Below are 26,409 nucleotides of genomic sequence, written 5' to 3'. Positions count from 1 at the left end.
TCCCGGCCCGCGCCGTCGTACGAGCGACATCGCACACCGTCACCAATGGAGAAGGGGCGCACCATGCCGGACATCATCGAGACGACGCAGCCGGACAAGCAGGTCAGGGCGCTGGACCGGCTGGTCGGCTCCTGGCGCGTGACCGGCGGCGCGGAGGGCACGGTCACCTACCGCTGGATGGAGGGGGGCTTCTTCCTCGTCCAGGACATCCGGCTGGAGCAGGACGGTCAGCCGATCGTCGGCATCGAGGTCATCGGCCGTGAGAGGCCCTACGGAGCGGACGAGCCGAGCGAGGACATCAAGTCCCGCTATTACGGCAGCGGGGGCGACACGCTGGACTACGTCTACGAACTCGACGGCGACACGCTGACCATCTGGTTCGGCGCGAAGGGGTCTCCGGCCTACTTCCGGGGCACCTTCACCGCCGAAGGCGACACCATGACCGGCCGCTGGCACTACCCGGGCGGCGGGGGCTACGAGTCGAACATGACCAGGGTCGGATAGCCCCGTCACGGGTGGGTCGGGAGGAGGGCCGCCGCCTTCAGCGACAGGTGGAGCAGCAGGCGGTCCTCCCCGTCGGCGAGGTCGAGCCCGGTGAGCTGCCCGGCCTTGCCCAGGCGGTAGTACAGCGTCTGCCGGTGCACGCCCAGCGCCGCCGCCGTCTCCTGGACCTGCCCGGCGTGGTCGAGGTAGGCCTCCACGCTCGCCGCGATCCCGGGCGTGAGGGCGGCCGACTCGGCGGCGAGGTCGGCCAGGTCGCGCGGGGACAGCCGGGCCAGCAGCCGGTAGACGCCGAGAGCGCTCCAGTCGGCGACGGGGGCGTGCCGCTCGACGTGCTCGGCCACCCGCAGCGCCAGCAGCGCCTCCCGCCAGCTCTGCCACGCCTCCCCCGGGTCGTCGCGCGGGCCCCCGACTCCGGCGGCCATGCCGTACAGGCCGTGCAGGAGGCGCGCGACGTGCGCGGCCTGCGCGGCGGGCGCCAGCACCGCGAGGAGCGGCGCTTCCACGGCCGTGTCGGTCACGTCGGGGTCGGCCAGCACGCCGCGCGGCAGCGTGCGCGGCGGTCCGGGGGCCTCCGCGGGCGTCCGTACGGCGACCGCCGTCACCGGGCCCTCGACGTCCACCCCGGCGGTGGCGCGGACCGCGGGGTCGGGCGAGAAGAACTGGCGGAGCGGGGCGTGCCGGCCGCGGGCCTGCGTGGCCAGCAGCGCGGCCGCCCGGCCGACCAGCGGCGCGACGGCGGCCAGGCGCTCGTCGGTGAGCGCCCCGGATTCGAGCGCCCACAGGTAGCCGTAGGTCACCCCGCCGTGCCGCAGCGGCACGCACACGCGGCCGAGCAGGCCGGGCAGCCCGGGGATGCGCACCGGGCCCGTCGCCGTGGCGATGCCGTACGCCTCGAAGTGGGCGCGCACCTCGTCGGAGGCGTGCCTGCGCAGGATCGACTCCTGCCGCACACGGTCGATGTCCCCGCTCTGCGCGCCGTACGCCAGCAGGTTGAACGAACGGTCCTCCAGCGTGACGGAGGCGTCGAGCAGCCGGGAGATCTCATCGACGATGTCTTGCATGCTGACATTCTTGTGCATTTGTCGAAAAATACTGTGGCGGATGTCCGTGGAACTTCCGTGACGTGCGGATTTAGCCTGAGGCCATGCTCGGTTCCCTGCTTCTCGCGGGCTCGCGCAGCCCGCTCGCCCGCCGGGCCGTGTCGGGGCTCCCGCTCACGCGCAAGGTCGTCGACCGCTTCGTGGCCGGGGAGTCCGGCGCGGACGCCGTCGCCGCGACGCGCCGCCTGACCGGCTCGGGGCTGTCCGTCACGATCGATCACCTGGGCGAGGAGGTCCGGGACCCCGGGACCGCCGTCGCCGCCGCCAAGGCGTACGTCTCGCTGCTGGAGGAGCTGCGGCCGCTCGGCCTCGGCGCCCGGGCCGAGGTGTCGGTCAAGCTGTCGGCCGTCGGCCAGGCCCTCGACCCGGGCATGGCCCTGGACAACGCGCGGCAGATCTGCGCGGCGGCGCGGGAGTGCGGCTCCACCGTCACCCTGGACATGGAGGACCACACCACCGTCGACGCGACGCTCGGCGTGCTGCGCGCGCTGCGGGAGGACTTCCCGGAGACGGGCGTGGCGATCCAGGCCTACCTGTTCCGCAGCGAGGCCGACTGCCGCGACCTCGCGGGGTCGCGGGTGCGGCTGGTCAAGGGCGCCTACCGCGAGCCCGCCTCGGTGGCCTGGCAGAGCAAGGCCGAGGTCGACCGCGCGTACGTGCGATGCCTGCGGGCGCTCATGTCGGGCACGGGATATCCCATGGTGGCCACGCACGACGACCGGCTGATCGCGATCGCCGAGTCGCTCGCGGTGACCGCCGGGCGCGGCCCGGACGACTACGAGTTCCAGATGCTCTACGGCATCCGGGCCGACAGGCAGGCGGCGCTGGCCGCGGCCGGGTCGCGGGTGCGGGTCTACGTCCCCTACGGCGACGACTGGTACGGCTACTTCATGCGCCGCCTCGCCGAGCGCCCGGCCAACGTCGCCTTCTTCCTTCGCGCTTTGAGGGGTAAATGATGGATGCGATCACCGACGTCCCGGTGCCGGCGAACGAGCCGGTGCACGCCTACGGACCGGGCAGCGCCGAGCGCGCGGCCCTGGAGACCCGGATCAAGGAGCTGTCGGGGGCGTCCCTCGACCTGACGATGACGATCGGCGGCGAGCGGCGCATGGCCGGCGGCGCCCCGATCGACGTCGTGCAGCCGCACAACCACGCCGCCGTCCTCGGCCGTACGGCCGACGCCACCGCGGCCGACGTCCGGGCGGCGGTCGACGCCGCGCTGGAGGCCGCGCCGCGCTGGCGGGCCCTGCCGTTCGAGGAGCGCGCCGCGGTGTTCCTCAGGGCCGCCGAGCTGCTCAGCGGCCCGTGGCGGGCCACGCTCAACGCGGCCACCATCCTCGGCCAGTCGAAGTCGGCGCAGCAGGCCGAGATCGACGCCGCGTGCGAGCTGATCGACTTCTTCCGGTTCAACGTCGCCTACGCCCGGCGGCTCCTCGCCGAGCAGCCGCAGTCGGCGCCGGGCGTGTGGAATCGCATGGAGTATCGCCCGCTGGAGGGCTTCGTCCTGGCGATCACGCCGTTCAACTTCACCTCCATCGCGGCCAACCTGCCGGCGTCGGCGGCGCTGATGGGCAACGTCGTGGTGTGGAAGCCGTCGCCGACGCAGCAGTTCGCGGCGCACTTCACCATGCGTTTGCTGGAGGCGGCCGGGCTGCCGCCCGGCGTGATCAACATGGTCACCGGCAACGGCGCGGCCGTGTCCGAGGTCGCGCTGCCGCATCCGGAGCTGGCCGGGATCCACTTCACCGGCTCGACGGCCACCTTCCAGCACCTGTGGCGCGCCGTCGGGGAGAACATCGCGGGCTACCGGGGCTACCCGCGGCTCGTCGGCGAGACCGGCGGCAAGGACTTCATCCTGGCCCACCCGTCCGCCGAGGCCGGTGTGCTGTCGACCGCGCTGCTGCGGGGCGCGTTCGAGTACCAGGGCCAGAAGTGCTCGGCGGCCTCCCGGGCGTACGTGCCGCGCTCGCTGTGGACCCGGATGCGCGACGACCTCGTCTCGGCGGCCGAGTCGCTCACCGTGGGCGACGTGTCGGGCGACCTGTCGACGTTCATGGGCGCGGTGATCGACGCGCGGGCCTTCGCCAAGCACAGGGAGGCGATCGACCGGGCGCGGTCGGTGGACTCGATCGAGGTGCTCACCGGCTCCTACGACGACTCGTCGGGCTACTTCGTGCGGCCGACGGTGCTGGAGTGCGCCGACCCCGCGGACGAGATCTTCGTGAAGGAGTACTTCGGCCCGATCCTCGCCGTCCACGTCTACGACGACGCCGCGTACGACACGGTGCTGGACCAGATGGAGAGCGTCTCGCCGTACGCGCTGACCGGGTCGGTCATCGCCCAGGACAGGTACGCGATCGACGACGCCACCGAGCGCCTGCGCTTCGCGGCGGGCAACTTCTACGTCAACGACAAGCCCACCGGGGCGGTCGTCGGGCAGCAGCCGTTCGGCGGGGCCCGCGCCTCGGGCACCAACGACAAGGCAGGCTCGATCTTCAACCTGATCCGCTGGGTCAACGCCCGCACGATCAAGGAGACCTTCGTGCCGCCGGTCGTGAGCGGGCCGTACAAGGGCGACGTGCCGCAGGGCGGCTGGCAGCAGCCCGACCTCGGCGACCTCGGCTACTGACGGATCGCGGCGCCCTCGGAACCCCGGCGCGGGTTCCGAGGGCATCGTCACGGGGTGCGGCGAGACGGGCGCGCGGACAGTCCCCAGACGGCGAGGGCCGTCAGGCTGAAGGCCGCGCCGAGCAGGCAGACGGCGCCCCAGCCCGCGACGGCGTAGACGGCGGTGGAGGCCAGCGCCCCGGCGGCGCTTCCGGCCGAGTAGAACATCATGTAGCCGCCGATGACCCGGCTGCCCGCGTCGGGACGGTGGGCGTAGATCATGCTCTGGCTGGTGACGTGGACGGCCTGCACCGCGAGGTCGAGCAGGACCGCGCCGAGCGCGAGAGCCCACAGGGACCGCTGGGTGAGGGCCAGGGGGATCCAGGAGATCGCGAGCAGGAGCAGGGCTCCCCCGGTGGTCCACTGGCCGAGGCCGCGATCGTGCAGGCGCCCGGCCGGCGCGGCGGCCATGGCGCCGGCGGCACCGGCGAGGCCGAAGGCGCCGATGGCGGCGTGTGTCAGGGACAGCGGCGGAGCGCTGAGCGGCAGGGCCACGCAACTCCACAGCGTGCTGAAGGACGCGAAGACGAGCAGGGCGAGCACACCCCGGGCGCGCAGGAGGGGTTCCCGGACGAACAAGGTGATCGTGGAACGCAGCAGGTCGCGGTAGCGCGGGCGGCGCGGCGTCGCGGGCCGGCGAGGCAGGACACGCCGCAGGGCGAGGGTGAGGAGCAGCATCGCCGCGGCCGAGGCGAGGTAGACGGCGCGCCAGCCGGCCAGGTCGGCCAGCAGCCCGGAGACGGTGCGGGCGAGCAGGATCCCGAGCACGACGCCGCTCGTGACCTGTCCCACGACCCGGCCCCGGCGGTCCGGCGTGCTCAGCGCGGCGGCGTAGGCGACCAGGGACTGGGTGACGACGGCCAGGAAGCCGACCGCGGCGGCGGCGGCGAACAGCACGGGCGCGTGCGGGGCGGCGCCCAGGGCCGCCAGCGCCGCGGCCAGCAGCAGCGACTGCCTGGTCACCAGCGTTCTCCGGTCGAGCACGTCGCCGAGAGGAACCAGCAGGAACAGGCCCAGTCCGTAGCCGAGCTGGGTCGCCGTGACCATGGCGCCGGCGGCCCCCGGCCCGATCCCGAAGTCCTGGGCGAGGGTGACCAGCAGCGGCTGCGCGAAGTAGACGTTGGCCACGGCCGTACCCGCGGCCAGGGCGAACAGCATGGTGGTTCCGCGCGGTGCCGGGCCCGCGTCCCCGATGTGCGTCACGTGTCCGTCCGCGGTCCGGCATGCGGCCATGAGCCCTCCTGGTTTCAACTTGCTACCAGGCGAGACTAAAAGCATTTGGTAGCATGTTGCAACCAGACTGGGTGTGGGAAAGAGGAACGACCGTGGTGCGACGGACTCGTCTCGACGACAGCGACTGCCCCGTGGCACGGTCGGTGGACGCCATCGGCGACTGGTGGTCGCTGCTGATCGTGCGCGACGCCTTCGACGGGCATCGCCGCTTCGGGGAGTTCCAGCGCAGTCTCGGCGTCGCGAAGAACATCCTCGCCGCGCGGCTGCGCGCCCTCGTCGCCGGCGGCGTCTTCGAGGTCGTGCCGGCCTCCGACGGGAGCGCCTACCAGGAGTACGTCCTGACCCCGAAGGGCCGGGGGCTCTTCCCGGTGATCGTCGCCCTCCGGCAGTGGGGTGAGGACCACTTCTTCGCCGAGGACGAGCCGCGTTCCGAACTGGTGGACCGGCTGTCCGCCCGGCCGCTGGCCCCCCTGCGGATCCAGGCCGCCGACGGGCGTCCCGTCGCCCCCGAGGACACCGTCGTCGTCAAGGTCTCCCACGATCACTGACGCTTCGGCACCTGCCGGACTCGGCGGCGATGGAGGTAGAGGCCGGCTCCGCCGAACAGGAGCACCGAGGCCAGCGAGCCGGGGGCGATGCCGAACAGCAGGTCGCCGTGTCCCCGGTAGCGAAGGTGCCCGTCGACGAGGAGCGGGGTCGACAGGGCGTTGCTGACCGTGTGGAGCACGACGCCCGGCCAGATCGAGCCGGTCCACAGGCGCATCTCGCCGTACAGCACGGCCAGGGCGACGGTGCCGGCGAGGAACGCCGGGAGATACCAGGCGAAGGGCAGCGTGGTCGTGGCGTCCAGGTCGGCGGGAGCCATCCACACCGCGTACAGCGGGATGTGCCACAGCCCCCACACCAGGCCGACGAGCACGTGCGGCACGACCCCGGGCAGCCCGAGCGCCGCCGCGGTGCGGGTGCCGTAACCACGGAAGACGAGTTCCTCCAGGAGGTTCTTGACCACCAGGAACCCCAGCGTGCTCGCGAGGGCCGCCGGGAGGGACGGCTTGCCGGCCGAGGGCGTGAGGGAGAACGCCGCGGCCCCGGTCGTCAGGGCCGCCGCCACGCAGACGGCCACCGCGACGGGAAAGGCCGCCGCCGCGAACGCCAGCCATCGGACCGGATGGGGAAACCGGGGCGTCAGACCGAGGGGTCCTGCGCCGTCGCGGACGACCAGGCGCAGGACGATCGCGGTCAGCGCGGGGACCAGGATCCACAGGCCCTGCCCGGCGGTGGTGCCACTGGTGGAGACCGTGCTGCCGGCGCCGGTGATCTGCCCGGTCGCGCGATCCAGGGCCACGAAGAGCCATCCGCCGCCCACTGCGGCGGCGGAGAGCATGGCGAAGCCGACACCGGCGCGCAGACGGGAGGGAGGGGCGGCGGTGGGGACCGCTGCGGTGAGGGTCATCGCTGTGCTCCGTTCGGGGGGCTGTCGCCGGCCCGCGCCGGCGTGGGGACGTCCCGCGACGTGCCCGCCGCCGGTGTCTTCGGCGGGGTCTTCGGCGGGGTCTTCGGCTGGCCGTCGAGCAGCGCCAGGGCCTCGGCGGCCCAGGCGATGACCGCCTCGGCGCCGCGCCTGCCGGCCGAGACCGTCATCAGGGTGTAGGGCAGGTCCGGCGAGCCCCGGTCCTCGATCTCGATCTGGGCGGCCAGCGCGGCGTACTCGGCCAGGCGGCGCTCGGCGTCCGCCTTCGCCTGCTCGATCAGCTCACGGCACCGTTCCGGCCCGAGGAGCCGCCCGAAGAACAGGCGCAACAGCAGCCCGTTGCGCGGCGGCACCGCCGCGATCGGCTCGTTCAGCAGTTCACGCAGCCGGGCGACGCCCGGCTGCGTGACCGAGAAGATCGACGAACCCGCGCGGGGCCCCTCGTGCCGCACGACGTGCCCCCGCTCCTCCAACGCGTGGAGCGTGGGGTAGATCTGACCGAAGCTCTCGCTCCAGAAATGCCCGAGCACCTCCCTGATGGCCTCCCGCAGCGCGTACGCCGTCATCGGCCGCATGTTCAGAGCCCCGAGGACCGCCATCTCGGTCTGGTCTTTCCGCGCCATCCTTCCTCCCTTCTCTCTGCCAGATATATCTAATAGATAGAAGGGGCGCTTCGCAAGGGTGAGTCACCGCCGGGGGATGGCTACCCTCGCCGACTCCGAGATGCGCGCCGATCTCGTCGAGGCCGCCGCCACCGAGGCGAGGGGCGACGTGACGACAGAGGAAGAGATGGCCGCCATCATGGCCGCCCGTCTCGGCAGGGCCGGTGCGTGAGCGACCGATACAGCGTCCTCCTCGCTCCGCCGGCACGCCGCGCCCTCAGCGGCGGTCTCCCGGAGAGGTGACCGCCGCCTGGGAGCGCAGTGACGATTCAGACGATCAAGCACCGCCGCGACGCCTACGGGTTCCGAACGCGTTTCAGTCCTCGGCGGGGAGGGCCATCTCGCCGAGGGGGACCAGTCACAGGCGGTCGCGCCGGGCGGACAGCGTGCGCGTCGGTCGCGGTGCGCGTCAGCCGAGGGTGGCGGTGTCGATGACGAACCGGTAGCGGACGTCGGAGGCCAGGACACGCCGGTAGGCCTCGTTGATCTGGTCCGCCGAGATCAGCTCGATGTCGGCGCCGATATGGTGCTCAGCGCAGAAGTTCAGCATCTCCTGCGTCTCGGCGATGCCGCCGATCATCGACCCGGCGTAGGAGCGTCGGGCACCGATGAGGGAGAACACGTTGAGGCTCAGCGGCTCGGCGGGGGCGCCGACGTTGACCAAGGTGCCGTCGACGGCGAGCAGGCCGAGGTAGGCGTCGAGGTCGATGCCGGCGCTGACCGTGTTCACGATCAGGTCGAACCGGCCGGCGAGCCGCTCGAACGTGTCGGGGTCGCCGGTGGCGTGGTAGTGGTCGGCCCCGAGCCGCAGGCCGTCCTCCTGCTTCTTCAAGGACTGCGAGAGCACGGTGACCTCGGCGCCCATGGCGTGAGCGATCTTGACGGCCATGTGCCCGAGTCCGCCGAGACCGACGACGGCGACCTTCTTGCCCGGACCGGCCTGCCAGCGGCGCAGCGGCGAGTAGGTGGTGATACCGGCGCACAGCAGCGGCGCCGCGGCCGCCAGGTCGATGCCCTCGGGCACCGACAGGACGAAGCGGGCGTCGACGACGACGTGCGTGCAGTAGCCGCCTTGGGTGATGGTGCCGTCCCGATCCACGCCACCGTAGGTGGGCACCATCCCGTCCAGGCAGTACTGCTCGTCGCCGTTGCGGCAGTGGGCGCACTCACCGCAGGCGTTGACCATGCAGCCCACTCCGACACGGTCACCCACCCGGTGCCGGGTGACGGCGGCGCCGACCTCGGTGACGACGCCGACGATCTCGTGGCCGGGGACCAACGGATAGGGCTGGGGCCCCCAGTCGCCGTTGACGGTGTGGATGTCGGAGTGACAGATGCCCGCGTACTTGACCTCGATGAGCACGTCGTTGGGACCGACCTCACGTCGATCGATGATCGTGGGGGCCAGCGGCTCGCCGGCGGCCGGCGCGGCGTAGGCATGAACACGCATGATGATTGCTCCTTCGGTAAGGGCCGCCCCCAAACGCTCAGTGGGCTGTGCTCGCTGGGCTGTGCTCACTGGCGGCGAGGTGGCCACCACCCATCCAAAGCGCCGACCGGAGGAGGAGGAAGGCACTGGTGAAAGGTGTACTGGCAGGGCATCCCTGCGGTGGGGAAGGTTACCTAGCCTGAAAGACGTGGACAGCCGCACCGAGATCCGTGAGTTCCTGACCTCCCGCCGGGCCAGGATCAGCCCGCAACAGGCCGGGCTGCCCTCCTACGGCACCCGCCGGGTTCCCGGCCTGCGCCGCGCCGAGGTCGCCCAGCTGGCCGGGATCAGCGTGGAGTACTACTCCCGGCTGGAGCGCGGCGACCTGTCCGGAGTTTCCGACAGCATCCTGGACGCACTGGCCCGCGCCCTGCGGCTCGACGACGAGGAACGCACCCACCTGGAGGATCTCGCCCGTGCGGCCGGACCCGCCCGGCGTCGCCGGCGCCGCCCCACTCCGCAGCAGGTACGGCCCACCGTGCAGCGGCTGCTGGACGCCATGACCGACGCGCCCGCGTTCGTGATGAACGGCCGCGGCGACATCCTGGCCACCAACGCCCTCGGCCGCGCCCTGTACGCCCCCATGATCGACGCGGCCCGCGGCGCCACCCCCAACCACTCCCGGTTCATCTTCCTCGACCCCCGCTCCCACCGGTTCTGGGGCGACTGGGAACGCGCCGCCAACGACACCGTCGCCCTCCTGCACGCCCAAGTCGGCCGCGACCCCTACGACAAGGACCTCGCCGACCTCATCGGCGAGTTGTCCACCCGCAGCGACGACTTCCGCGCCCGCTGGGCCCGCCACGACGTCCGCCAGCACCACATCGGCACCAAGCCCTTCCGTCACCCCGTCGTCGGCGAGCTCCACCTCACCTACGAATCCCTCGACCTGACCGCCGACAACCTGACCCTGGTCGCCTACGGCACCGAACCCGGCAGCGACTCCGAAGACAAACTCCGCCTCCTCGCCAGCTGGGCCGGCACGCTCGACGCCGCCCCCGGCCACGACGACCGCAGCAGGCCCCGGCCCGCCCCTCCGGCGTCGCGGTCGCGGCCTCTGGATGCCTTCTGAAACGCGTTTCAGTCCTGGGCGGGGACGGCCATCTCGCCGAGGGGGGACCAGTCGTCCTGCGGAACCGTGACGTTCACGATCCTCGGGGTCTCGGCGAGGTGGGGCGGCAGCGTCCGCCGGGCCGTCTGGAAGTGCTCCGACCCCACGTGCGCCGCTCCGGCCTCGTCGTCGCGGAACGCCTCGACGAGGACGTACTCGGCCGGGTCGTCGAGGCTGCGCGACCAGTCGAACCACAGGCAGCCCGGCTCGGCGCGGGTCGCCTCGGTGAACTCACGGGTGATCTCCGGCCACTGGTCGGCATGCTCGGGCAACACCCGGAACTTCGCGGTGATGAAAATCATCCGGCGTCTCCTCACCTGATCGCGGGCAGGACCACATCCTCCAGGACCGCCCTCGGCGCCGTGTCCTGGCCCGCCCCATCGTAGTCACCGGCCGTGACGGCCACGACGAGGCCGAGATCGGGCAGCAGGAACAGCCGCTGGCCGCCGTTGCCCATGGCCGACGCCCGGCCATCCGGGCCGGAGTACCACATGTACCCGTAGGAGACCGCCTCCCAGGCGGGCACACGCGGGCGCAGCATCTCCTCCAGCCAGCCGGGGGCGATCTCCCGGTCGACCACCGCCTGCCCGATCCTGGCGAGGCCGCGCGGCGTCAGGCGCAGGCCGGAGGCCGCCAGCGCCCTCCCGTCGGAGCCGGTCGACCACTCGAAGGCCCCGGTGCCGAGCGGCTCGAACAGCGCGGCGCGGGCGAACTCCTCAAGGCGCGAACCCGTGCCCCTTTCGACGATCGCGCCGACGAGGGCCGCGGCTCCGCCGCTGTAACGCCACCGCTCGCCCGGCTCCTCCACGAACGGGCGCTCCAGCACGTAGCGGCAGCGGTCCGGCGCCATCTCCATCGCGATCTCGCTGTTCGCCGGGCTGGTGTAGGGCGCGCTCTCGTCCCACTCCAGGCCCGTCGTCATCGTCAGCGCGTGCCCGATCGTCAGCCCGGCCCGCCGGGGATCGGCCGCCAGGTCGGCGTACTCGGGGAAGACCGTCAGGATCGGCTCGCCGGGACCCGGCACCAGGCCGGACTCCAGTGCCAGGCCGTACAGCAGCGCCACCACGCTCTTGGTGACAGAGCGCACGTCGTGCGGCGTGTCCGGCCCGAAGTCCACGTGGCCGAGCGGGGTGTTCAGCACATGGTCCTCGCCGCCGCCGTACCACTCGAGGACGACGCGGCCGTGCCGGGCCACCACGACGCCGTGCAGGGCCGGGGCACCTCCCCGCCGTACGAGGGCGTCCAGCCGGTGGGACAGGTCCGGCGTGAACCCGGCCTCCTCCGGGGAGATCAGCCGCATGCGTTTCCTCCGCGTTCTCGGGGATTCCTCCTCGTCCCGAGGCTCGCATAATTTTCCGGCGGTAAACAACCGGCAGAGGGGGTACCCAGCCTCGAAAGACGCCCTCCGAGCGAGCCGAGGTCGACATGCGCAGGATCCTGGCGGCTCTATGCATAGCGGCCGCGGCCGTCACCGCCGCCTGCGGCGACATCAAGCAGGACTACTACACCCAGACGATGCCGCAGAACGAGGGGGCGAACGTCAACCTTCCCGGCCTGCTGCTCCGCAACGCCTTCATCATCGGCTCGCAGCAGCCCGCCCCGCCGGGGACCGACATGCCGATGTACATGATGCTGCTCAACGAGAGCGGCCGCGCCGACCGTCTGGTGTCGGTGGACACCGGAGGCCTGTTCCGGGAGGCCCGCCTGCCCGCCGGCGGCCTGGAGATCCCCGCCGGAAAGTACGTCGGCGGGACGGCCCTTCCCCAGGTGCTGCTCGCCGGCCTCACCCGCCCGCTGGGCAGCGGGGGCACGATCCCCGTGACGTTCCGGTTCCAGAACGCGGGAACGGTCCGGGTCGACGTCCCGGTCCTGCCGCCCGGAACGTGGAGGAGCACCTACTCCCCCTGGCCGGGCACGTCGCCGGGCACATCGCCGGGCACGTCGCCGGGAATGTCGCCCAGCCCCTCGCCGGCCGTTTCACCGAGCCCGTCACCCGCCGGGGGCTGACCCGTCCCGGATCTCGGGGTTCGCGGCGATGATCTCCTCGGCGACCGCGCGCAGGCGGGGCAGGTAGGCGGTCAGCTCGCGCGCCCGGCGCCGCAGGTCGTCCGGCGACCCGGCCCCCAGGTCGGCCGCCAGGTCCGCGAAACCGTCGAGGTGGCCCGTCTCCCCCGGCGCGTCCGCGGCGAGGATCTTCAGGCACCGGGCGTACGTCGCGGCGATCCAGAAGACGGCCTCGCGGTGCTGTCCCCGCGCGACGAGGTCGCGGCTGCCGTCGACGGCCACCGGCCGGGCCGCCTCGGTGACGTCGGCGGAGAAGGGGAACGGCGTGCGGGCCGCGGCCGCCGCCGCGTCGAAGGCCCTCGTCATCGTGGCGAGGTGGGCGGCGACGCGCTCGCGGGTCAGCCGCGCGCAGCCGAGCAGGCCGAGCAGCTCCTCGTAGACGTCCATCCGGCCGTAGTCCCGCAGGAGTTCGCGGACGGCCGGGTAGCGCAGCCGTACGGTGAGGTTGCGCAGCCCGGCCGCGAGGAGCACGTGGGTCGTGATGCCGGCCGGGAACAGCCAGGCGGTGACCTGGTCGTGGAACGGTTTGCGGGAATCGAGCGCCGCGAGCCCGCCGGTGATGCGGCGCTCGGCGTCCTCGCACCGCAGGCGGACCCAGCGCCGTTCGGCGAAACCCGCCGCGACCGCGGCCCGCAGCGACGCCAGCCGCCCGGTGGGGTCGGCGATGACGATGCCGGCACGCAAGGCGCCCGCCAGGTGGCAGGAGGCCAGCACGTCGTCCGCCGAGGCGAGCCCGTCCCAGGACATGTACGTGACCTCGACGAGCACGCCCTCCCAGGGGATCTTGCCCAGCTTGGGCGGCGCGACGGGATCGGTGACCACGACGGCCACGTCGACGTCCGACGTGGGCGGCAGCACCGCGCCGGGATCGGCCCAGGCCGCCGACCCGGTGAGGAAGGCCCCGGCGAAGTTCGCGGCGGAGGCGGCCTCACGGGCGACCCAGCGGGCCGCCGCGGCCCGCGCGTCCCCGACCCGTGTCCCTTCCGCCCGCATGGTCCAAGAGTGAACCACAGGGACATGGTTCAAGGGTGAACCACAGGGACATGGTTCAAGGGTGAACCACAGGGACATGGTTCACCAGTGAACCACCGGGACGCCCTCAGGACGCCCCGAAGGTCACGTGCGTGCCGGGCGGGGACGGCTCGTGCCGCGGCGGCGCGCCGGTCGCGGGAACGGGGAGCATGACCTCCACCGTGGTGCCCACCCCCGGCTCTCCGGAGATGAGGCAGATCCCGCCCAGCTCCGCCGTGCGCTCGCGCATGGAGGCCAGGCCGACGCCCGAGCGGCGCCCCGGCGGCAGGCCCACGCCGTCGTCGGCGATCAGCAGGCGCAGCGCCGCGGGTTCGCGGCGCAGCTCGACCCGGACGCGGGTGGCACGCGCGTGGCGCCGGACGTTGGTCAGCGCCTCCTGCACGATCCGGTAGACGGCCACCTCGACGGCGGCGGGCAGGTCGGCCAGGTCGCCCTCGGCGCTCACCGCCGTGGCGGGGCCTTCGGGATCGACCGGCCGGGCCAGCGCCTGTACGGCGGCGGCCAGGCCCAGATCGTCCAGGGCGGGCGGGCGCAGGCCGTACACGAGCTCCCGGAGGTCGCCCGTGACCGCGTCCATGCCGGAGCGCAACTCGCGCAGCAGCCCGTCCGCCGCCTCGGGGGAGGTCTTCAGGCGGATGCGGGCCATGTTGACGGCCATGGCCATGCCGCTGAGCGTCTGGCCCAGGCCGTCGTGCAGGTCCCGGCGCAGCCGCCGCCGCTCCTCCTCCCGGGCGGCCAGGATGCGTTCCCGGGAGCGCTGCAGGTCGGCCGCGAGCCGCACCGCGTGCGCCACGTCGGCCGCGTACGGGACCAGCGTGGCCAGCACCCGCTCGTCGTGCGCCGCGGGGAAGCGGCGCGAGGTGGGCGGGCCGACCAGCAGCCGCCCCACCCGCTCGCCGTGCCAGACCAGCGGCACCTCACGCGGGGAGTCGCCGACCCGCCCGCTGACCGTGCTCGCCACGCTGACCTGGCGCCCCGGCTCGCCACCGGTCACCTCCACCGCGACCCCCTGCACCGCCAGGCCCTCGCGCAGCACGCCGATCACCGGCGCCAGCGCCCGCGCCGGATCGCCCCGGCGCACCTCCTGGACCAGCCGCTCGGCGAGCACGCGCGGGTCGCCCACAGGGCCGTAGAGCAGGCGGTCGACGGCACGTTGCAGCATCCGGCGCAACGGCTGGAAGAACGCGCCCGTGAGCAGAGCGGAGGCGAGCCCGGCGACCTGGTCGTATCCGGACACCACCAGGCTCGACAGCGTGGCCATGCCGAAGTAGACCCCTCCGACCACGGCCAGCAGCCCCGCGGCGACGAAGGTCCGGCTGATGACGGTGTCGATGCCGTACAGCCGGTAGCGCATCACCGAGAACACCATCAGGACGGGGATGAGCGCCGCCCAGACGACCGACAGCCAGGTCAGCTCCGGCGCGACAATGCCCACGAACATGAACGCGATGTATCCGGCGAACGCGAACAGCGGCCAGCCGATCTGCCGCCTGCCCACCGGGTCGGCCCGGCGGAAGCGCAGCAGCAGCGACAGCGCCGCCAGCGGCAGCGTCGCCAAGATCCCCGTCCAGGCCAGCGCTCCCGCAGTCGACGTGTACGGCGCCAGGGCGGGGACCTGCAGCGGGTTGGGGATGACGGCGGGCAACAAGCCCCCGGCCGGCGGGTCCGACCGCACGAACTGGCGCGCCGTCTCGGTCACGACGGACGCCGCGCCCAGCAGCACCACCACCCGCCAGCGCGGCGAGGGCAGCCTGCCGTCCGGGGAGTACAGGGGCAGCAGCATCTCCAGAAGGAGCCCGCTCACCGCCCACCCGACATGCGCCGGGAACCTCAGCAGGCCCGCCAGCGCGAGGTCCCCGCGCGCCGCGGAGGCCAGCATCGTCGCCTGGCAGAAGTCGTAGACGGCGCCGCCGAGCCCGCCCGCGCACATCAGCCATGCCAGCCTGAGCCGGGGCCGGTGCGCGATGAGGAACGCGCCGACCGCCGGGAAGGTCACCCCCGCCGCCGACAGCGGCGTGACCATCACCGGCAGCCGCCATTCCGCCGGAAGCCCCGCGAAGATCAGGACCGCCGCGACCACGAGCGCAGGAGACACCACGGCGATGACGACGGCGGCCGCCCGGGCTGCCCACGCCATCCCGCCTCCCGCTTTCCGGCTCCGTTCCCGCCTGCCCCCAGGGTGCCCGCAGAACGGCACAAAAGCCGCGATTTCGCGCCATTGTGGCAGGGCCGTTACCAACACGCTCAGGGGGCCGGGCGCGGCTTCCGGGTGATGAGAGCGGCCAGGAGCAGGGCCGGCGCTCCGAGGACGACGAGGAGCACCAGGAGCGCCACGGCGGCGCCGACGACGTTCCGGACGCCGGCCGAGGGGGCCGTTCCGACGCCGAACACGGTGTCTTCGCCGGAGCAGATCACCTTGTAGGTTCCCGTCTTGGACGCGCGGATCTCGTAGAGCAGCCGCCACTGGGCGTCGCCCGTGGTGAACGGCTGGTAGCCCATCGCGGGCCGGACGAGCCTGACGTTCCGCCCGCGGCCGTTCTCGACTGCGCAGCGCGGATCGGCCGACGCGCCGGAGACGTAGATCGCCGGCTTCAACGCGGGGTTCAGCGCGACGGTCAGCGCAGACCCGTCGCTGGAAGTCCTCCCCGGCGTGGCGGAGATGCCCATGCCGACCTCGCACACGGCGGCGACCGCCACGAGCAGCCCGCAGAGGGCCGCCCAGAGGCGGGTGGTCCGCCGCAACCAGGCGGGGTAGCGCCTGCGGGGCCGTCGCCGGGGTGTGGAACCCGCCGGCGGCGGATACGGCCTCGCCGGGCGGTGGGTGGGCCACGAAGAATAGGGCGCCGGAGGAAGGTGCGGAGAGTTCGGCGCCGGGAAGGCCGGCCGCGGACCGGGTGTGATCACCTGCGGGACCGGTCCGCCGCTCGCCCGGGGAACCCCGGGCGCCCCGGCCACATGCGGGTCCGGATGCGGCGTGCCCGGTGTCCCCGGTGCCCCTGGTGTCCCCGGCGTCCCCGGCATCCGTGGGCCGGGCCCGTCGAACAGCGGCGAGCGCGGCGTCTCCGGTGACACGGTCAAGGCGTGCGTCCGGGCGACGCGCGTACGCACCGCCTGCGCCACGGTCGGGGGAAGCCATCTGCCCTGCTGGATGGGCGAGGCGAAGTCACGGCCGCCGCCGGCCAGCTCGTTCAGCACGGCCGACACCGTCGGCCGCTCCTCGGGCTCCTTGACCAGGCACCGCGCGACCAGCGTCCGCACCACGGGCGGCAGCGCGCCGAGGTCGGGCTCCTCGTGGACGATGCGATACCACAGCCCCTGCCAGGAACCCTGTCCGAACGGCCCGGTGCCCGTGGCGGCGAACGCCAGCACCAGCCCCAGGCAGAACACGTCGCTCGCCGGTCCGACCCGGGTGCCCTTGAGCTGCTCCGGGGACATGAACCCGGGGGTTCCCATGGTGATGCCGGTCTTCGTCAGCGAGCCGCCCTCGGTGGCCAGGGAGATGCCGAAGTCGATGACGCGGGGACCGTCGCCGGCCAGCAGCACGTTGGACGGCTTGAGGTCCCGGTGGACGACTCCGGCCGCGTGGATCGACTCCAGCGCCTCGGCCAGCCCCGCGCCCAGGGCCAGCACGGAGTCCTCCGGCCACGGCCCGTGCTCGTTCACCGCGTCCTCCAGCGACATGCCGGGCACGTACGCCGTCGCGAGCCACGGCGGTGACCCCTGCGGGTCGGCGTCGACCACTCCGGCCGTGAAGAAGCCGTTGACCTTGCGGGCCGTGGCGACCTCACGGTCGAATCTGCGGCGGAAATCGGTGTCGCCGGCCAGCTCCGGCCGCACCACCTTCACCGCGACGGCCCGCCCGCTCCGCGAACGCCCGAGATACACGCGGCCCATCCCGCCCTCCCCCAGGCGTGCCTCGATCCGGAAGGGGCCCACCTGCCGCGGATCGTCCTCCCGCAGCGTCTCGAAGGTCCGCACGGGCACTCCTTGGGATCCGGGGGTTCAGGCGTAGTCGATCAGGACATTCTCTCCAATCGGTGCGGGAACAGGTCGGCCTGGCCGCCGATCACGACGCGGCCGGGCGGCCCCTGGGGGAGCCGCCCGGCCGGGAACGGAGACGATCAGCTGTTGAGCAGGTCGCGGATGCCGGACATCGCCTGGATGTTGCTCAGGATCGACAGGTGGTCGACGCAGGCCAGGGTGTGGTTGTCCGCCCCGGACAGCCGGGTGCTGGTGTAGGGGATGATGATGCCGTCGCAGGGCGACACCCAGGTGCCGTACTTCGCCGACCCCGGCGTCTCGTCGCCGCTGAGCGAGGTGATGTACGCCGAGCCGGGCAGCATCTCGATGCACGAGATGTTGACGGTGCAGGCAGTGGCGTACGTCGTGCCGTGGTTGGCGCCGGCCAGCGAGGCGACGTGGCCGACGTTGGCGGCCCCGCCGAGCTTCTGCAGGTAGTAACGCGTCACCAGGCCGCCCATCGAGTGGTTGACGATGTCGACCTGGGACGCGCCCGTGGTGGCCTTGACCTGGTTGACGAAGGCGGCCAGGCCCTGGGCGCTGATCACGTTCGACCCGGCCCAGTTGTAGTTGTATCCGTACAGCCGGCTGCCAGACCATCCGTTGGCCACCAGGTACGCCTGCAGGGTGGCGAAGTTGGTGCTGTTCCCGGTGTAGCCGTGGACGAAGATGACGGGGTTGTGCGTGGCCGCCTGCGCGGGGACGGCTGGGGCGAGGAAGCCGAGCAGGGCCAGGATGCCGAGGAGGGGGCCGACGATCCTACGCATGAGATCTCCTTGCCGTGGGGGATGACAGGAGTCTCGCGATCAGGCCGGGTCACGGCATCGGGGAAATCACCAGTCGCCGTCCCCCGTCTCGCGGGGAGCCGTCTCGGCGGCACACCTTCCGCGGGAAGATGCGTGAGTGACGAGGCGCCCGGACTCCCGCGCGAACCTCACGCCGCGCCCCTCTCCGGACGGCTCGGCGAGTCAGCCGGGGATCTTGCGCACGACGACGGCGATGTCGTCGCGGGGCTGCCCTGATCTCGCCGACCGCGTCCCCGCCGGACCGCAGCGGGGGCGGGTGACCGCCAGGGAGAGGGTGAGCCTGAAGTGGTGGTCGGCGGGCGCGATCTGGCCCTACACGGCCGTCATGAACCGGCCCGCCCGCTCGCGCAGCAGGGGGCGGTTGAGCGCGGACGGCACCGCCGAGGGGCTGGGCTCCCGCCCACCAGGTCTCCGCGCCCGGCGGGCCGGAACGCCGGGTGGGTTCGGGGCCGGATTCCGCGGCGGCCGTGTACGCCGCGCCCTCGGGGGTAGGCGCGGGAGTTCCCGACCTTTCCGCGGCCGGTCCCCGGCCGCGCGTACGACACACCACAAGGAAGGAGAAGGCATGACGACCGCTCGCGACATGATGACCCCCCGGGCCGAGTGTGTGAACGCGGACGAGACCGTCCTCGACGCCGCGCGGAAGATGGCGCGCCTCGGCGTGGGCTCACTGCCGATCTGCGGCACCGACGACCGGCTCCAGGGCGTGCTGACCGACCGCGACATCGTCGTGAAGGTGCTGGCCCAGGGCAAGGACCCCAAGTCGTGCCAGGCCGGTGAGCTCGCCCAGGGCGAGGCCGTCACGATCGGCGCCGACGACGACGCGGCCGAGATCCTCACCACGATGGCCGCCCACAAGGTCCGCCGCCTGCCCGTCATCGACGGCCACAAGCTGGTGGGCATCGTCGCGCTTGCCGACGTGGCCCGCGCCCTGCCCGACCGTCCGGTGGGCGACCTCGTGGACGCCATCAGCACGGACTGACCACCCGTCCGCCGCCGTACGGCGGGCGGTCGCCGGAGCCCCGGCCCTCCCCCGGCCGGGGCTTCGCACCACCAAGGCCCTGTTTGACGCCGACCGATGGGGTATGGCGGCTTTTGCGCGCTCTGTCCCGGCGGGACGTCGCCGGAGACGGAGTCGCGGCGACCGGGGCGAGGCGCTGGACTCCGCGCCGGGGCCCGCCGGCCGGACCCACCGACGACCGAGGTGCCGGGAGGGGTAGCGATGACCGACGACACCACCGCGGGCAAGCCGGAGCGCTTCGCGTTCGACTTCGACCCCCGATTCGCCCCCCTGCTGTCCGTCCTGGGCATCCGCCCGGACACCGCCGGTGTCCTGGTCGGCCCGGGCACGCTGCGGGTCCGCTTCGGGCCCTGGGTGATCGAGACCCCGCTCGCCAACGTCTCCGGCGTCGAGACGACCGGTCCCTACTCCCCGTTCCGGGCGATCGGGGTCCACGTGTCGCTCGACGACCGGGGCCTGACGTTCGCCACCAACGCCCGCGGAGGGCTGTGCGTACGGTTCCACGAGCCGATCCGGGGCGGCGAGCCCACCGGGCTGCTGCGTCACCCGGGCCTGACCGTGACCGTCGCCGATCCCGCGGCACTCGCCGAGAAGCTTTCCCGGCGCCTTTAGAAGTCTCCTGGAGGGAGAACCGTGATCCGCCAACTCGTCCGCGGCGCGGCCGCCGGCGCGCTGTCCACCATCACGATGAGCGCGGTGATGCTCGCCGGGCAGAAGAGCGGGCTGATGCCGGGCCAGCCGCCCAAGCACATCGTGAGGGCGGCCCTGCCGGGCCACCGGCACCGGCCCAAACCCGGGGAGAGCGTCCTCGGCGCCGCCGCGCACCTCGGATTCGGCGCCGCCTGCGGCGCGGCGTTCGCGCTGCTCACCCGCGGGCGGAGGGCCGGCGTCCCCCTCGGGGTGGGCTACGCCCTGCTGATCTGGCTCGGCGCCTACGAGGGCTGGGTGCCCGCCCTGAACATCCTGCCGCCCGCCTCGCGCGACCCCGCGCGCGGCCGCCCGGTCGTCATGGCGGCGGCGCACGTGGTGTACGGCACCACGCTGGCGCTCGCGGTTCGCGCCATGCGAGGGTCGTACGGGCATGCCGCGGCCCTCCGCCTCGGAAGCGAACCGGCCGGTCAGAAGCTTGAAGGTCGTTAAGGCACGTCAGGCGAGTAGGCTGACCGCGATCGCCCGCGACGGTGAAGGGATCCCTCATGACCACCGACCCGACGATGACCCGGATCGGCCAGGGGGTGGAGTTGCATCACCACCAAGGTCAGCGTGAAGCCGCTCGCGACTTGTTCGCGCAGATCTGGGACGACATCGGCGGTGAGCAAGGCGACCCGCTGCATGTTTGCGTCCTTGCCCACTCGATGGCCGACGTGCAGGACGACGTGCACCAGGAGCTGATGTGGGATCTGCGAGCGCTTGCCGCCGCCGATCTCGTCACCGATGAGCGGGTGGCCCAGGCGGGAGTGCCACTTTCGGTGGCCGGCCTGTATCCGTCGTTGCACCTGAACTTGAGTGAGTGCTATCGCAAGCTGGGCGATTTCGGCCGCGCCCGTGAGCACCTCCAGCAGGCGCGGGCCACGATCGGCGCGCTTGGCGACGACGAGTACGGGCGGCTCATCAGGGGCGGCCTGGAGCGGCTGGCCGAACAGTTGGGTGAGGGCCTGTCCAGATGATGATCGATGGCGGCGAGCGCGTCCCGGGGCTCGAGAAGTAGTGCTGCAGTTGCGGCGCGGCCGCGATCCCGCCCACCACGTGGTGTTCCTCAGGTGCTCACAAGAGGCGTCTTCCGAGGGGCATGCGCACGCGACGGTTCCCGGCCCAGCCGCCTGACCGGCTTGATCAACAGCAGCGCCGCCACCACGCCGGCCGTCACCAGGGCCGACCCCAGCATGAAGGCGCGCGGTTCGACCAGCGTGGTGACCGGACCCGCCAGCGCCTGCCCGACCGCCATGCCCGCGACCGACCCGGCCACCTGGTAGGCGTTGACCCGGTTCACCACGTCCGGCGCGACCTGCGTCTGCACGCTGGTCGACCACATCACCGACCAGAACGCCAACGCGCACCCCCCGAGCAGGTGCCCGGCCATCAGCAGCGGCAGCGGCAGCCCGAGCGCGACCGTCAGCGGCACCGCCACGTACCCGCTCAGCGCCACCGCCCCGGCCGCCAGCGGCCTGCGCGGCCTGAGCCTGATCGCCACCAGCCCGCCCAGCACGGTGCCGAGGCCGAGCGCCGCCATCACCCAGCCGTAGTCCGCCCCGATGACCTGCGACGACAGCGGCACGTACGGCCCGATCACCAGAACGCCCCAGAACACCCAGACCAGGATGACCGACCACATCCAGCTTCTGGCCGTGAACTCCTCCCAGCCCCTGCGCAGGTCGTTCAGCACGTCGGAGGGCTCCGGCCTGGGTACGGCGACCCGGACCAGCAGCAGGCACACCCCGCTGACCAGGAACGTCGCGGCGTCCACCGTGTAGACGAAGACCGGCCCTGTGACGACGACGAGGACTCCGGCCAGTGCGGGACCCGCCATCTGGGTGACCGCCTCTGCGATCTTCAGCGTCGCGTTGGCCCGCTGCGGATCTTCGGCGACCAGGGGGACCATGCCGTTCACGCCCGGTTCGAACATCCCGGCGGCCGTGCCCGACAAGAACGCCGTCACCAGCAACAGGGCGTACGGCGGAGCACCGCCGAGGAAGGCGACAGCCACGGCCCCCTGGGTGACGACCCTGACCATGTCCGCGCCGATCATCAAGCGCCGTGCGCCGATCCGGTCGGCGACGACCCCGCCGAAGACCATGACCAGCACAGCCGACGCGGTCCAGAGCGCGAGCACGTAGCCGACGCCCGCGATCCCATGGACTTTCCCGATCGCCAGCGCCGAGGCGACGGGCATCATCGCGTCACCGAGCAGCGAGATCGTGCGGGCCCCGAAGTAGAGGGTGAAGTTCCTCGTCCACATGAGCCCCAATTCTGGATTTTTGCAGATCAGAGCACCGGTGTCCCAAATGACATCAATGGGTACATTTGCGCCATGCCCCTGGATTGCCCGGAAACGCCCCCGACGCCCCCCAACCCGCATCGCGTGGTCGCCTTGGTCTCCCCGAACCAGGAGCTCTACCCGGTCACCTCCGCCTCAGCCGTCTTCGGCTACCACGGTCCCGACATCCCCCAGCACTACAGCTTCAGCCTGTGCGCGGAGCACCCCGGCTCCCTCCCCACCACCCTCGGCGTCCCCATCCAGGTGGACAGCGGTCTCGAAGCCCTCGACGACGCCGACACCGTGGTCATCGCGAGCTGGACTCTCAAGCCCTCGCCCGCCGTACTCCACGCGGTGGCCCACGCCCATGCCCGAGGCGCCCGCGTCGTCGCCGTCTGTGCCGGAATCTTCGTCCCTGCCGCCCTGGGCCTCCTGGACGGCCGCCGCGCCTCCGTCCACTGGGAACTGTCCGGCGAACTCGCCGCCCGCCACCCCCGCGTCATCCCCGACAGCACCGTCATCTACGTCGATCACGGCGACGTCGCCACCGCCGGAGCCTCGGCCGCCACCCTGGACCTCTGCCTTCACCAGGTCCTCCAGGAGCACGGCGCGGCCCACGCCATGCGCATCGGCCGTCAGCTCGCCGCCGGTCCGCACCGCGAGGGCTGCCAGCGCCAGTACCCGCCCCTCCCCACCACCGGCCCCATGCCGGACTCCCTGGCCCCTCTGCTCGAATGGCTCCTCTCACGCCTGCCCGACCAGGTCACCGTCAAGGACATGGCCGCCTACTCGGGCGTCTCCCCCCGCACCCTCACCCGCCAGTTCACCGATCAGCTCGGCGTGCCACCCGCCCGCTGGCTGCTGGAACGCCGCCTGGCCGCCACCCGCGCCCTGCTGGAGGAGACCGACCTGCCCGTGGAGACCATCGCCACCCGCGTCGGCCTCTCCTCGGCGGTCAACCTCCGCCGCCGCTTCCACACCGCCCTGCGCACCACCCCGGCCGCCTACCGCCGGTCCTTCCGCTGAAGGTCCCGGGCGGTTCCGCCGCGATCACGATCTCTCTCCCCCGATCAGGATCGGCGGACGCGGCCGGGTCGGTGCCGATGCCGAGCCAGGCTCGCCCTCCCGCCGGCGAGCACGGCCACGCACGATGAGGGGTGGCCGGAGCCCGTCAGGACGCGACGTCCTTGAAGGCGACGACCTTGCCGACGCGCAACCGCACCAGGAACTCTCCCGGGACCCCGTTGCGCCGGCCGTACTCCTCGGCCCGGTCCTCCCCCATGTAGCGGCCGCCGAGCGCGGTCGCCCAGTGCCGGACCTCGTCGAGGTCGTCCGACAGCGTCGCCTCACCCTCGATCATCACGTACGAGTACGGCGGGGCCTGGTCGTCGACGCACAGGGTCGCCCGGGGATCGCGGCGCAGCGCCTTGGCCTTCACCCCGCCCTCGTGGGTGGTGAAGACCACGTCGTCCCCGTCGAGCGCGAACCAGATCGGGGTCACGTGCGGCCGCCCGTCCGCCCTGGTTATGGCGAGTTTGCCGGTCCTGGTGCCGCTCGTCGCGAACTCGCGCCACTCCGCCTCGGTCATCCTTTCCATGACATAGAACCTAGCGCTCCTCGCCTTTTCCGCTCGCCGTCCCTCCCCCATGTGGCGGGCCGCTTTTCTTACGCCCTACGCACAAAGGCCGTCGCTTTTCCGTAGATATACGGATATCACTACGGATGTTCGCGTCCGGACCATGGTTCTAACGTCGCGCACGGGCCGGTTTCCCCGGCCGGGTCGGCGAAACGAGGAGCCCGTGACGTAGAACCCCCCTCTTTTCTCCCAGCCGTCTCCGCCATGGGAGAGACGCCTCCGCTCGTGCCCGTCACAGCGGAAATCACCATCCATTTCTCTCATCACCCCCCAAATCCCACAGTGTCCGCTGCCCGGGCTCGTCTCCCGGCGGCGCGACCGCCGGCCCCCGCTCACAAGGCGGACGCCACGTGGGAGGCAGAGAAAGGAAGACGCCCATGAGGCGCACAGCACTGCTCGCGGCCGCCGCCGCGCTGGCCGTGACCGGCGTGGTGGTGCCCCCCACCGTCGCCGCCGCCAAGCCCCCGCCCGGCAGCGAGAGCGCGGTCAGGTCCCTCGCCGACGACCCGGCGCAGCGGGCCGCGGCCGCCGCCGACCAGGCCGTCGCGAGCGGCCTGGACGACCTGCGCGTGTCCCCCAGCGAGACCTACCGGCGCACCGCCGTCACGGCGGGCGGCGGCATGTACTACGTCACCTACGAGCGCTCCTACAAGGGCCTGCCCATCGTGGGCGGCGACGCGGTCGTGGTCACCGACGCAGGCGGGCGCGTGCGCGACACCGAGGCGGCGTCCGGCGCCCTCCCCCTGGGCGTGCCGACCTCGCCGTCGGTCAGCGCCGAGACCGCGACCGCGACGGCCAGGACCGTGCTGTCCCGGGTCGACGACACCGCGGCCCCGCGCCTGGTGGTCCTGGCCTGGGGCCACAAGCCGCGCCTCGCGTGGGAGGCCCTCGTCTCCGGCATCGCCGACGGCAAGCCGAGCATCCAGCACGTCTTCGTCGACGCGACCACCGGTGAGATCGCCGACTCCTACGACCAGGTGAAGGCCGGCACCGGCAACGGCTACTACTACGGCACGGTCACCATCAACACGAGCGGCTCCGGCACCTCGTACTCGATGACCGACTCCACCCGCAGCGGGATCAGGTGCGGCGGGCAGAACGGCTCGGCCTACACCGGCACCGACGACTCCTGGGGCAACGGCGGCGGGACCAACCTGGAGACCGCCTGCGTCGACGCGCTCTACAGCGTGCAGCGCGAGTGGGACATGCTGCGCGACTGGCTCGGCCGCAACGGCATCAACGGCAGCGGCGGCGGCTTCCCCGCCCGCGTGGGCCTGGCCGACGTCAACGCGTACTGGAACGGCAGCTACACCAACTTCGGCCACTCGCAGGACAACGCCCGCCAGGCCACGCCGATCGACGTCGTGGCGCACGAGTTCGGCCACGCCATCTTCCAGACGACCCCCGGCGCCGCCGGCTCCGGCAACGAGAACGGCGGCATCAACGAGGGCACCGGAGACATCTTCGGCGCGCTCACCGAGGCGTACGCCAACAACCCGAACGACCCGCCGGACTACCAGGTGGGCGAGGAGGTCAACCTCGTCGGCGACGGGCCGATCCGCTACATGTACAACCCGTCCCTCGCCGGAGACCCCAACTGCTACTCGAGCTCGATCCCGAGCACCGAGGTGCACGCCGCGGCCGGCCCGCTGAACCACTGGTTCTACCTGCTCGCCGAGGGCTCGTCGCCGGGCGGCGGCAAGCCGAGCAGCCCGATCTGCTCGGGCGGCCCCTCCTCCGTGACCGGCATCGGCATCCAGAAGGCCGGCAAGATCTACATGGGCGCGCTCCAGCGCAAGACCTCGACCTGGAAGTACGTCAACGTCAGGACCGCGTCGCTGGCGGCGGCGGTGGAACTGTACGGCGCGAGCAGCCCCGAGTGCGCGGCCACCAAGGCGGCGTGGAGCGCGGCCGGAGTGCCGGCGCAGTCGAACGAGGCGAGCTGCTCCTCCTCGGGCAACGAATTCTCGCTGTCGCTCAACCCCACGGCGGGCACGGTGACGCCCGGCCAGGCGGCCACCACCACGGTCGCGACGGCCACCACCTCGGGTAGCGCGCAGACGGTCACGCTCAGCGCCTCCGGGCTTCCCTCCGGGGCCACCGCGAGCTTCAGCCCCTCGTCGGTGACCTCGGGCGGCTCCTCCACCCTGACCGTCTCCACCAGCGCGTCGACGCCGGCCGGCACCTACAGCGTCACCGTCACGGGCAGCGGCTCGGCCGCCACCACCCACACCGCGACGTACACGCTGACGGTGTCGGGCACCTCCGGGGGGCGCACGTTCACCAACGGCACCAACTACACGATCAACGACCTGACCACGATCACCAGCCCGATCACCTCGACCGCGACGGGGACGGCGGCCTCCCCGGTGCAGCTGAGCATCACGATCTCGCACACCTGCGCCGAGGACCTGCGGATCAGACTCCAGGGCCCGAACGGCACCTGGTACACGGTCAAGTCCAGCGGCGGCTCCAGCTGCACCTCCTTCGGCACCAGGACCTACTCCGTCCCCGTCACCCAGACGGCGGCGGGCACCTGGACCCTTGAGGTCCGCGACCAGTACTACTACGACACCGGCTACCTCGACTCGTGGAGCATCACGCTCTGAGTGACGGCTA

The 26,409-nt window shown here is 72.5% G+C and carries 26 protein-coding genes; 13 read left to right on the top strand and 13 right to left on the bottom strand.

Going from position 1 to position 26,409, the window contains the following annotated elements; all coding sequences use genetic code 11:
- The first annotated feature begins 63 nt into the window (after positions 1-63).
- Entirely contained in the window at positions 64-504 is a 441-nt protein-coding gene (locus ABZ857_RS27620; RefSeq protein ID WP_357047883.1) for a hypothetical protein, read from the top strand.
- A 5-nt stretch (positions 505-509) separates the two neighbouring features.
- Here ABZ857_RS27620 and ABZ857_RS27615 read toward each other — a convergent pair whose 3' ends face one another.
- Entirely contained in the window at positions 510-1,565 is a 1,056-nt protein-coding gene (locus tag ABZ857_RS27615; protein ID WP_357047880.1) for a helix-turn-helix domain-containing protein, read from the bottom strand.
- A gap of 83 nt (positions 1,566-1,648) precedes the next feature.
- Between ABZ857_RS27615 and ABZ857_RS27610 the strand changes: the two genes are divergently transcribed.
- Both ABZ857_RS27610 and pruA read left to right on the top strand, forming a co-directional pair.
- Positions 1,649-2,560 carry a proline dehydrogenase family protein gene (locus tag ABZ857_RS27610; RefSeq protein ID WP_357047877.1) on the top strand — a complete coding sequence of 304 codons (912 nt, stop codon included), beginning with the start codon at positions 1,649-1,651 and terminating at the stop codon, positions 2,558-2,560.
- The gene (pruA, locus tag ABZ857_RS27605; protein WP_357047873.1) at positions 2,560-4,233 is read left to right on the top strand and encodes an L-glutamate gamma-semialdehyde dehydrogenase; all 1,674 of its coding nucleotides are present in this window, start codon (positions 2,560-2,562) and stop codon (positions 4,231-4,233) included. Before ABZ857_RS27610 ends, pruA begins: the two co-directional genes overlap by 1 nt.
- Before the next feature lie 47 nt (positions 4,234-4,280).
- On the opposite strand, the gene ABZ857_RS27600 is transcribed toward pruA, so the two are convergent.
- A complete protein-coding gene (locus tag ABZ857_RS27600) occupies positions 4,281-5,504 on the bottom strand; it encodes an MFS transporter (protein WP_357047870.1) in 1,224 nt (407 codons plus the stop codon).
- Between the two features lie 92 nt (positions 5,505-5,596).
- Between ABZ857_RS27600 and ABZ857_RS27595 the strand changes: the two genes are divergently transcribed.
- Complete coding sequence (locus ABZ857_RS27595; protein WP_357047867.1) at positions 5,597-6,052, top strand: helix-turn-helix domain-containing protein; 456 nt, start codon at positions 5,597-5,599, stop codon at positions 6,050-6,052.
- Here ABZ857_RS27595 and ABZ857_RS27590 read toward each other — a convergent pair.
- Together ABZ857_RS27590 and ABZ857_RS27585 are read right to left on the bottom strand one after the other, a co-directional pair.
- Complete coding sequence (locus tag ABZ857_RS27590) at positions 6,046-6,957, bottom strand: CPBP family intramembrane glutamic endopeptidase (RefSeq protein ID WP_357047864.1); 912 nt, start codon at positions 6,955-6,957, stop codon at positions 6,046-6,048. The two genes, ABZ857_RS27595 and ABZ857_RS27590, sit on opposite strands and share 7 nt — an antisense overlap.
- A complete protein-coding gene (locus ABZ857_RS27585) occupies positions 6,954-7,598 on the bottom strand; it encodes a PadR family transcriptional regulator (RefSeq protein WP_357047861.1) in 645 nt (214 codons plus the stop codon). Before ABZ857_RS27585 ends, ABZ857_RS27590 begins: the two co-directional genes overlap by 4 nt.
- 76 nt (positions 7,599-7,674) lie before the next feature.
- On the opposite strand from ABZ857_RS27585, the gene ABZ857_RS27580 reads away from it, so the two are divergent.
- Complete coding sequence (locus ABZ857_RS27580) at positions 7,675-7,809, top strand: hypothetical protein (RefSeq protein ID WP_357047858.1); 135 nt, start codon at positions 7,675-7,677, stop codon at positions 7,807-7,809.
- Between the two features lie 237 nt (positions 7,810-8,046).
- Here ABZ857_RS27580 and ABZ857_RS27575 read toward each other — a convergent pair whose 3' ends face one another.
- Positions 8,047-9,090, bottom strand: coding sequence for an NAD(P)-dependent alcohol dehydrogenase (locus tag ABZ857_RS27575; protein WP_357047949.1), 1,044 nt, complete (start codon positions 9,088-9,090; stop codon positions 8,047-8,049).
- A gap of 184 nt (positions 9,091-9,274) precedes the next feature.
- On the opposite strand from ABZ857_RS27575, the gene ABZ857_RS27570 reads away from it, so the two are divergent.
- Positions 9,275-10,198, top strand: coding sequence for a helix-turn-helix transcriptional regulator (locus ABZ857_RS27570; RefSeq protein WP_357047855.1), 924 nt, complete (start codon positions 9,275-9,277; stop codon positions 10,196-10,198).
- An 8-nt stretch (positions 10,199-10,206) separates the two neighbouring features.
- Here ABZ857_RS27570 and ABZ857_RS27565 read toward each other — a convergent pair whose 3' ends face one another.
- The gene (locus ABZ857_RS27565) at positions 10,207-10,539 is read right to left on the bottom strand and encodes a putative quinol monooxygenase (protein WP_357047852.1); all 333 of its coding nucleotides are present in this window, start codon (positions 10,537-10,539) and stop codon (positions 10,207-10,209) included.
- 11 nt (positions 10,540-10,550) lie between these two features.
- Positions 10,551-11,537 carry a serine hydrolase gene (locus ABZ857_RS27560; protein ID WP_357047849.1) on the bottom strand — a complete coding sequence of 329 codons (987 nt, stop codon included), beginning with the start codon at positions 11,535-11,537 and terminating at the stop codon, positions 10,551-10,553.
- A 125-nt stretch (positions 11,538-11,662) separates the two neighbouring features.
- On the opposite strand from ABZ857_RS27560, the gene ABZ857_RS27555 reads away from it, so the two are divergent.
- Positions 11,663-12,244 (top strand): hypothetical protein, encoded by a 582-nt coding sequence (locus tag ABZ857_RS27555; protein ID WP_357047846.1) that lies wholly within the window; start codon positions 11,663-11,665, stop codon positions 12,242-12,244.
- Here the strand turns inward: ABZ857_RS27555 and ABZ857_RS27550 are convergent.
- The 4 genes from ABZ857_RS27550 to ABZ857_RS27535 form a co-directional block, all read right to left on the bottom strand.
- Positions 12,227-13,312 (bottom strand): hypothetical protein, encoded by a 1,086-nt coding sequence (locus ABZ857_RS27550; protein ID WP_357047844.1) that lies wholly within the window; start codon positions 13,310-13,312, stop codon positions 12,227-12,229. The two genes, ABZ857_RS27555 and ABZ857_RS27550, sit on opposite strands and share 18 nt — an antisense overlap.
- Positions 13,313-13,400: 88 nt before the next feature.
- Entirely contained in the window at positions 13,401-15,470 is a 2,070-nt protein-coding gene (locus ABZ857_RS27545; RefSeq protein WP_357047841.1) for a sensor histidine kinase, read from the bottom strand.
- A 107-nt stretch (positions 15,471-15,577) separates the two neighbouring features.
- Positions 15,578-17,311, bottom strand: a complete 1,734-nt coding sequence (locus ABZ857_RS27540) for a protein kinase (RefSeq protein ID WP_357047838.1) — start codon at positions 17,309-17,311, stop codon at positions 15,578-15,580.
- A gap of 143 nt (positions 17,312-17,454) precedes the next feature.
- The gene (locus tag ABZ857_RS27535) at positions 17,455-18,120 is read right to left on the bottom strand and encodes an alpha/beta fold hydrolase (protein WP_357047835.1); all 666 of its coding nucleotides are present in this window, start codon (positions 18,118-18,120) and stop codon (positions 17,455-17,457) included.
- Between the two features lie 604 nt (positions 18,121-18,724).
- Between ABZ857_RS27535 and ABZ857_RS27530 the strand changes: the two genes are divergently transcribed.
- The 4 genes from ABZ857_RS27530 to ABZ857_RS27515 all read left to right on the top strand — a co-directional run bounded on the left by ABZ857_RS27530 (position 18,725) and on the right by ABZ857_RS27515 (position 20,847).
- Positions 18,725-19,141: a CBS domain-containing protein gene (locus ABZ857_RS27530; RefSeq protein WP_357047832.1), complete on the top strand. Its 417-nt coding sequence runs from the start codon at positions 18,725-18,727 to the stop codon at positions 19,139-19,141.
- 240 nt (positions 19,142-19,381) lie between these two features.
- Positions 19,382-19,792: a hypothetical protein gene (locus tag ABZ857_RS27525; protein WP_357047829.1), complete on the top strand. Its 411-nt coding sequence runs from the start codon at positions 19,382-19,384 to the stop codon at positions 19,790-19,792.
- A gap of 21 nt (positions 19,793-19,813) precedes the next feature.
- Positions 19,814-20,320, top strand: a complete 507-nt coding sequence (locus ABZ857_RS27520) for a DUF6789 family protein (RefSeq protein ID WP_357047826.1) — start codon at positions 19,814-19,816, stop codon at positions 20,318-20,320.
- A 56-nt stretch (positions 20,321-20,376) separates the two neighbouring features.
- On the top strand, positions 20,377-20,847 hold the full coding sequence (locus tag ABZ857_RS27515; protein WP_357047823.1) for a hypothetical protein: 471 nt from the start codon (positions 20,377-20,379) through the stop codon (positions 20,845-20,847).
- Between the two features lie 89 nt (positions 20,848-20,936).
- On the opposite strand, the gene ABZ857_RS27510 is transcribed toward ABZ857_RS27515, so the two are convergent.
- Positions 20,937-22,136, bottom strand: a complete 1,200-nt coding sequence (locus tag ABZ857_RS27510; RefSeq protein WP_357047820.1) for an MFS transporter — start codon at positions 22,134-22,136, stop codon at positions 20,937-20,939.
- 72 nt (positions 22,137-22,208) lie between these two features.
- Here ABZ857_RS27510 and ABZ857_RS27505 point away from each other — a divergent pair, with 72 nt between their 5' ends.
- Positions 22,209-23,180: a helix-turn-helix domain-containing protein gene (locus tag ABZ857_RS27505; protein WP_357047817.1), complete on the top strand. Its 972-nt coding sequence runs from the start codon at positions 22,209-22,211 to the stop codon at positions 23,178-23,180.
- Positions 23,181-23,325: 145 nt separating this feature from the next.
- On the opposite strand, the gene ABZ857_RS27500 is transcribed toward ABZ857_RS27505, so the two are convergent.
- Positions 23,326-23,751: a PPOX class F420-dependent oxidoreductase gene (locus ABZ857_RS27500; protein ID WP_357047814.1), complete on the bottom strand. Its 426-nt coding sequence runs from the start codon at positions 23,749-23,751 to the stop codon at positions 23,326-23,328.
- A 416-nt stretch (positions 23,752-24,167) separates the two neighbouring features.
- Between ABZ857_RS27500 and ABZ857_RS27495 the strand changes: the two genes are divergently transcribed.
- A complete protein-coding gene (locus ABZ857_RS27495; RefSeq protein WP_357047811.1) occupies positions 24,168-26,399 on the top strand; it encodes a M4 family metallopeptidase in 2,232 nt (743 codons plus the stop codon).
- Positions 26,400-26,409 lie beyond the last annotated feature (10 nt).

The organism is Microbispora sp. NPDC046933 (assembly GCF_040644635.1).
Lineage (GTDB): Bacteria > Actinomycetota > Actinomycetes > Streptosporangiales > Streptosporangiaceae > Microbispora.
Note: the sequence above shows the minus strand (reverse complement) of the source record. Positions and strands in the feature narration are given on the sequence as shown.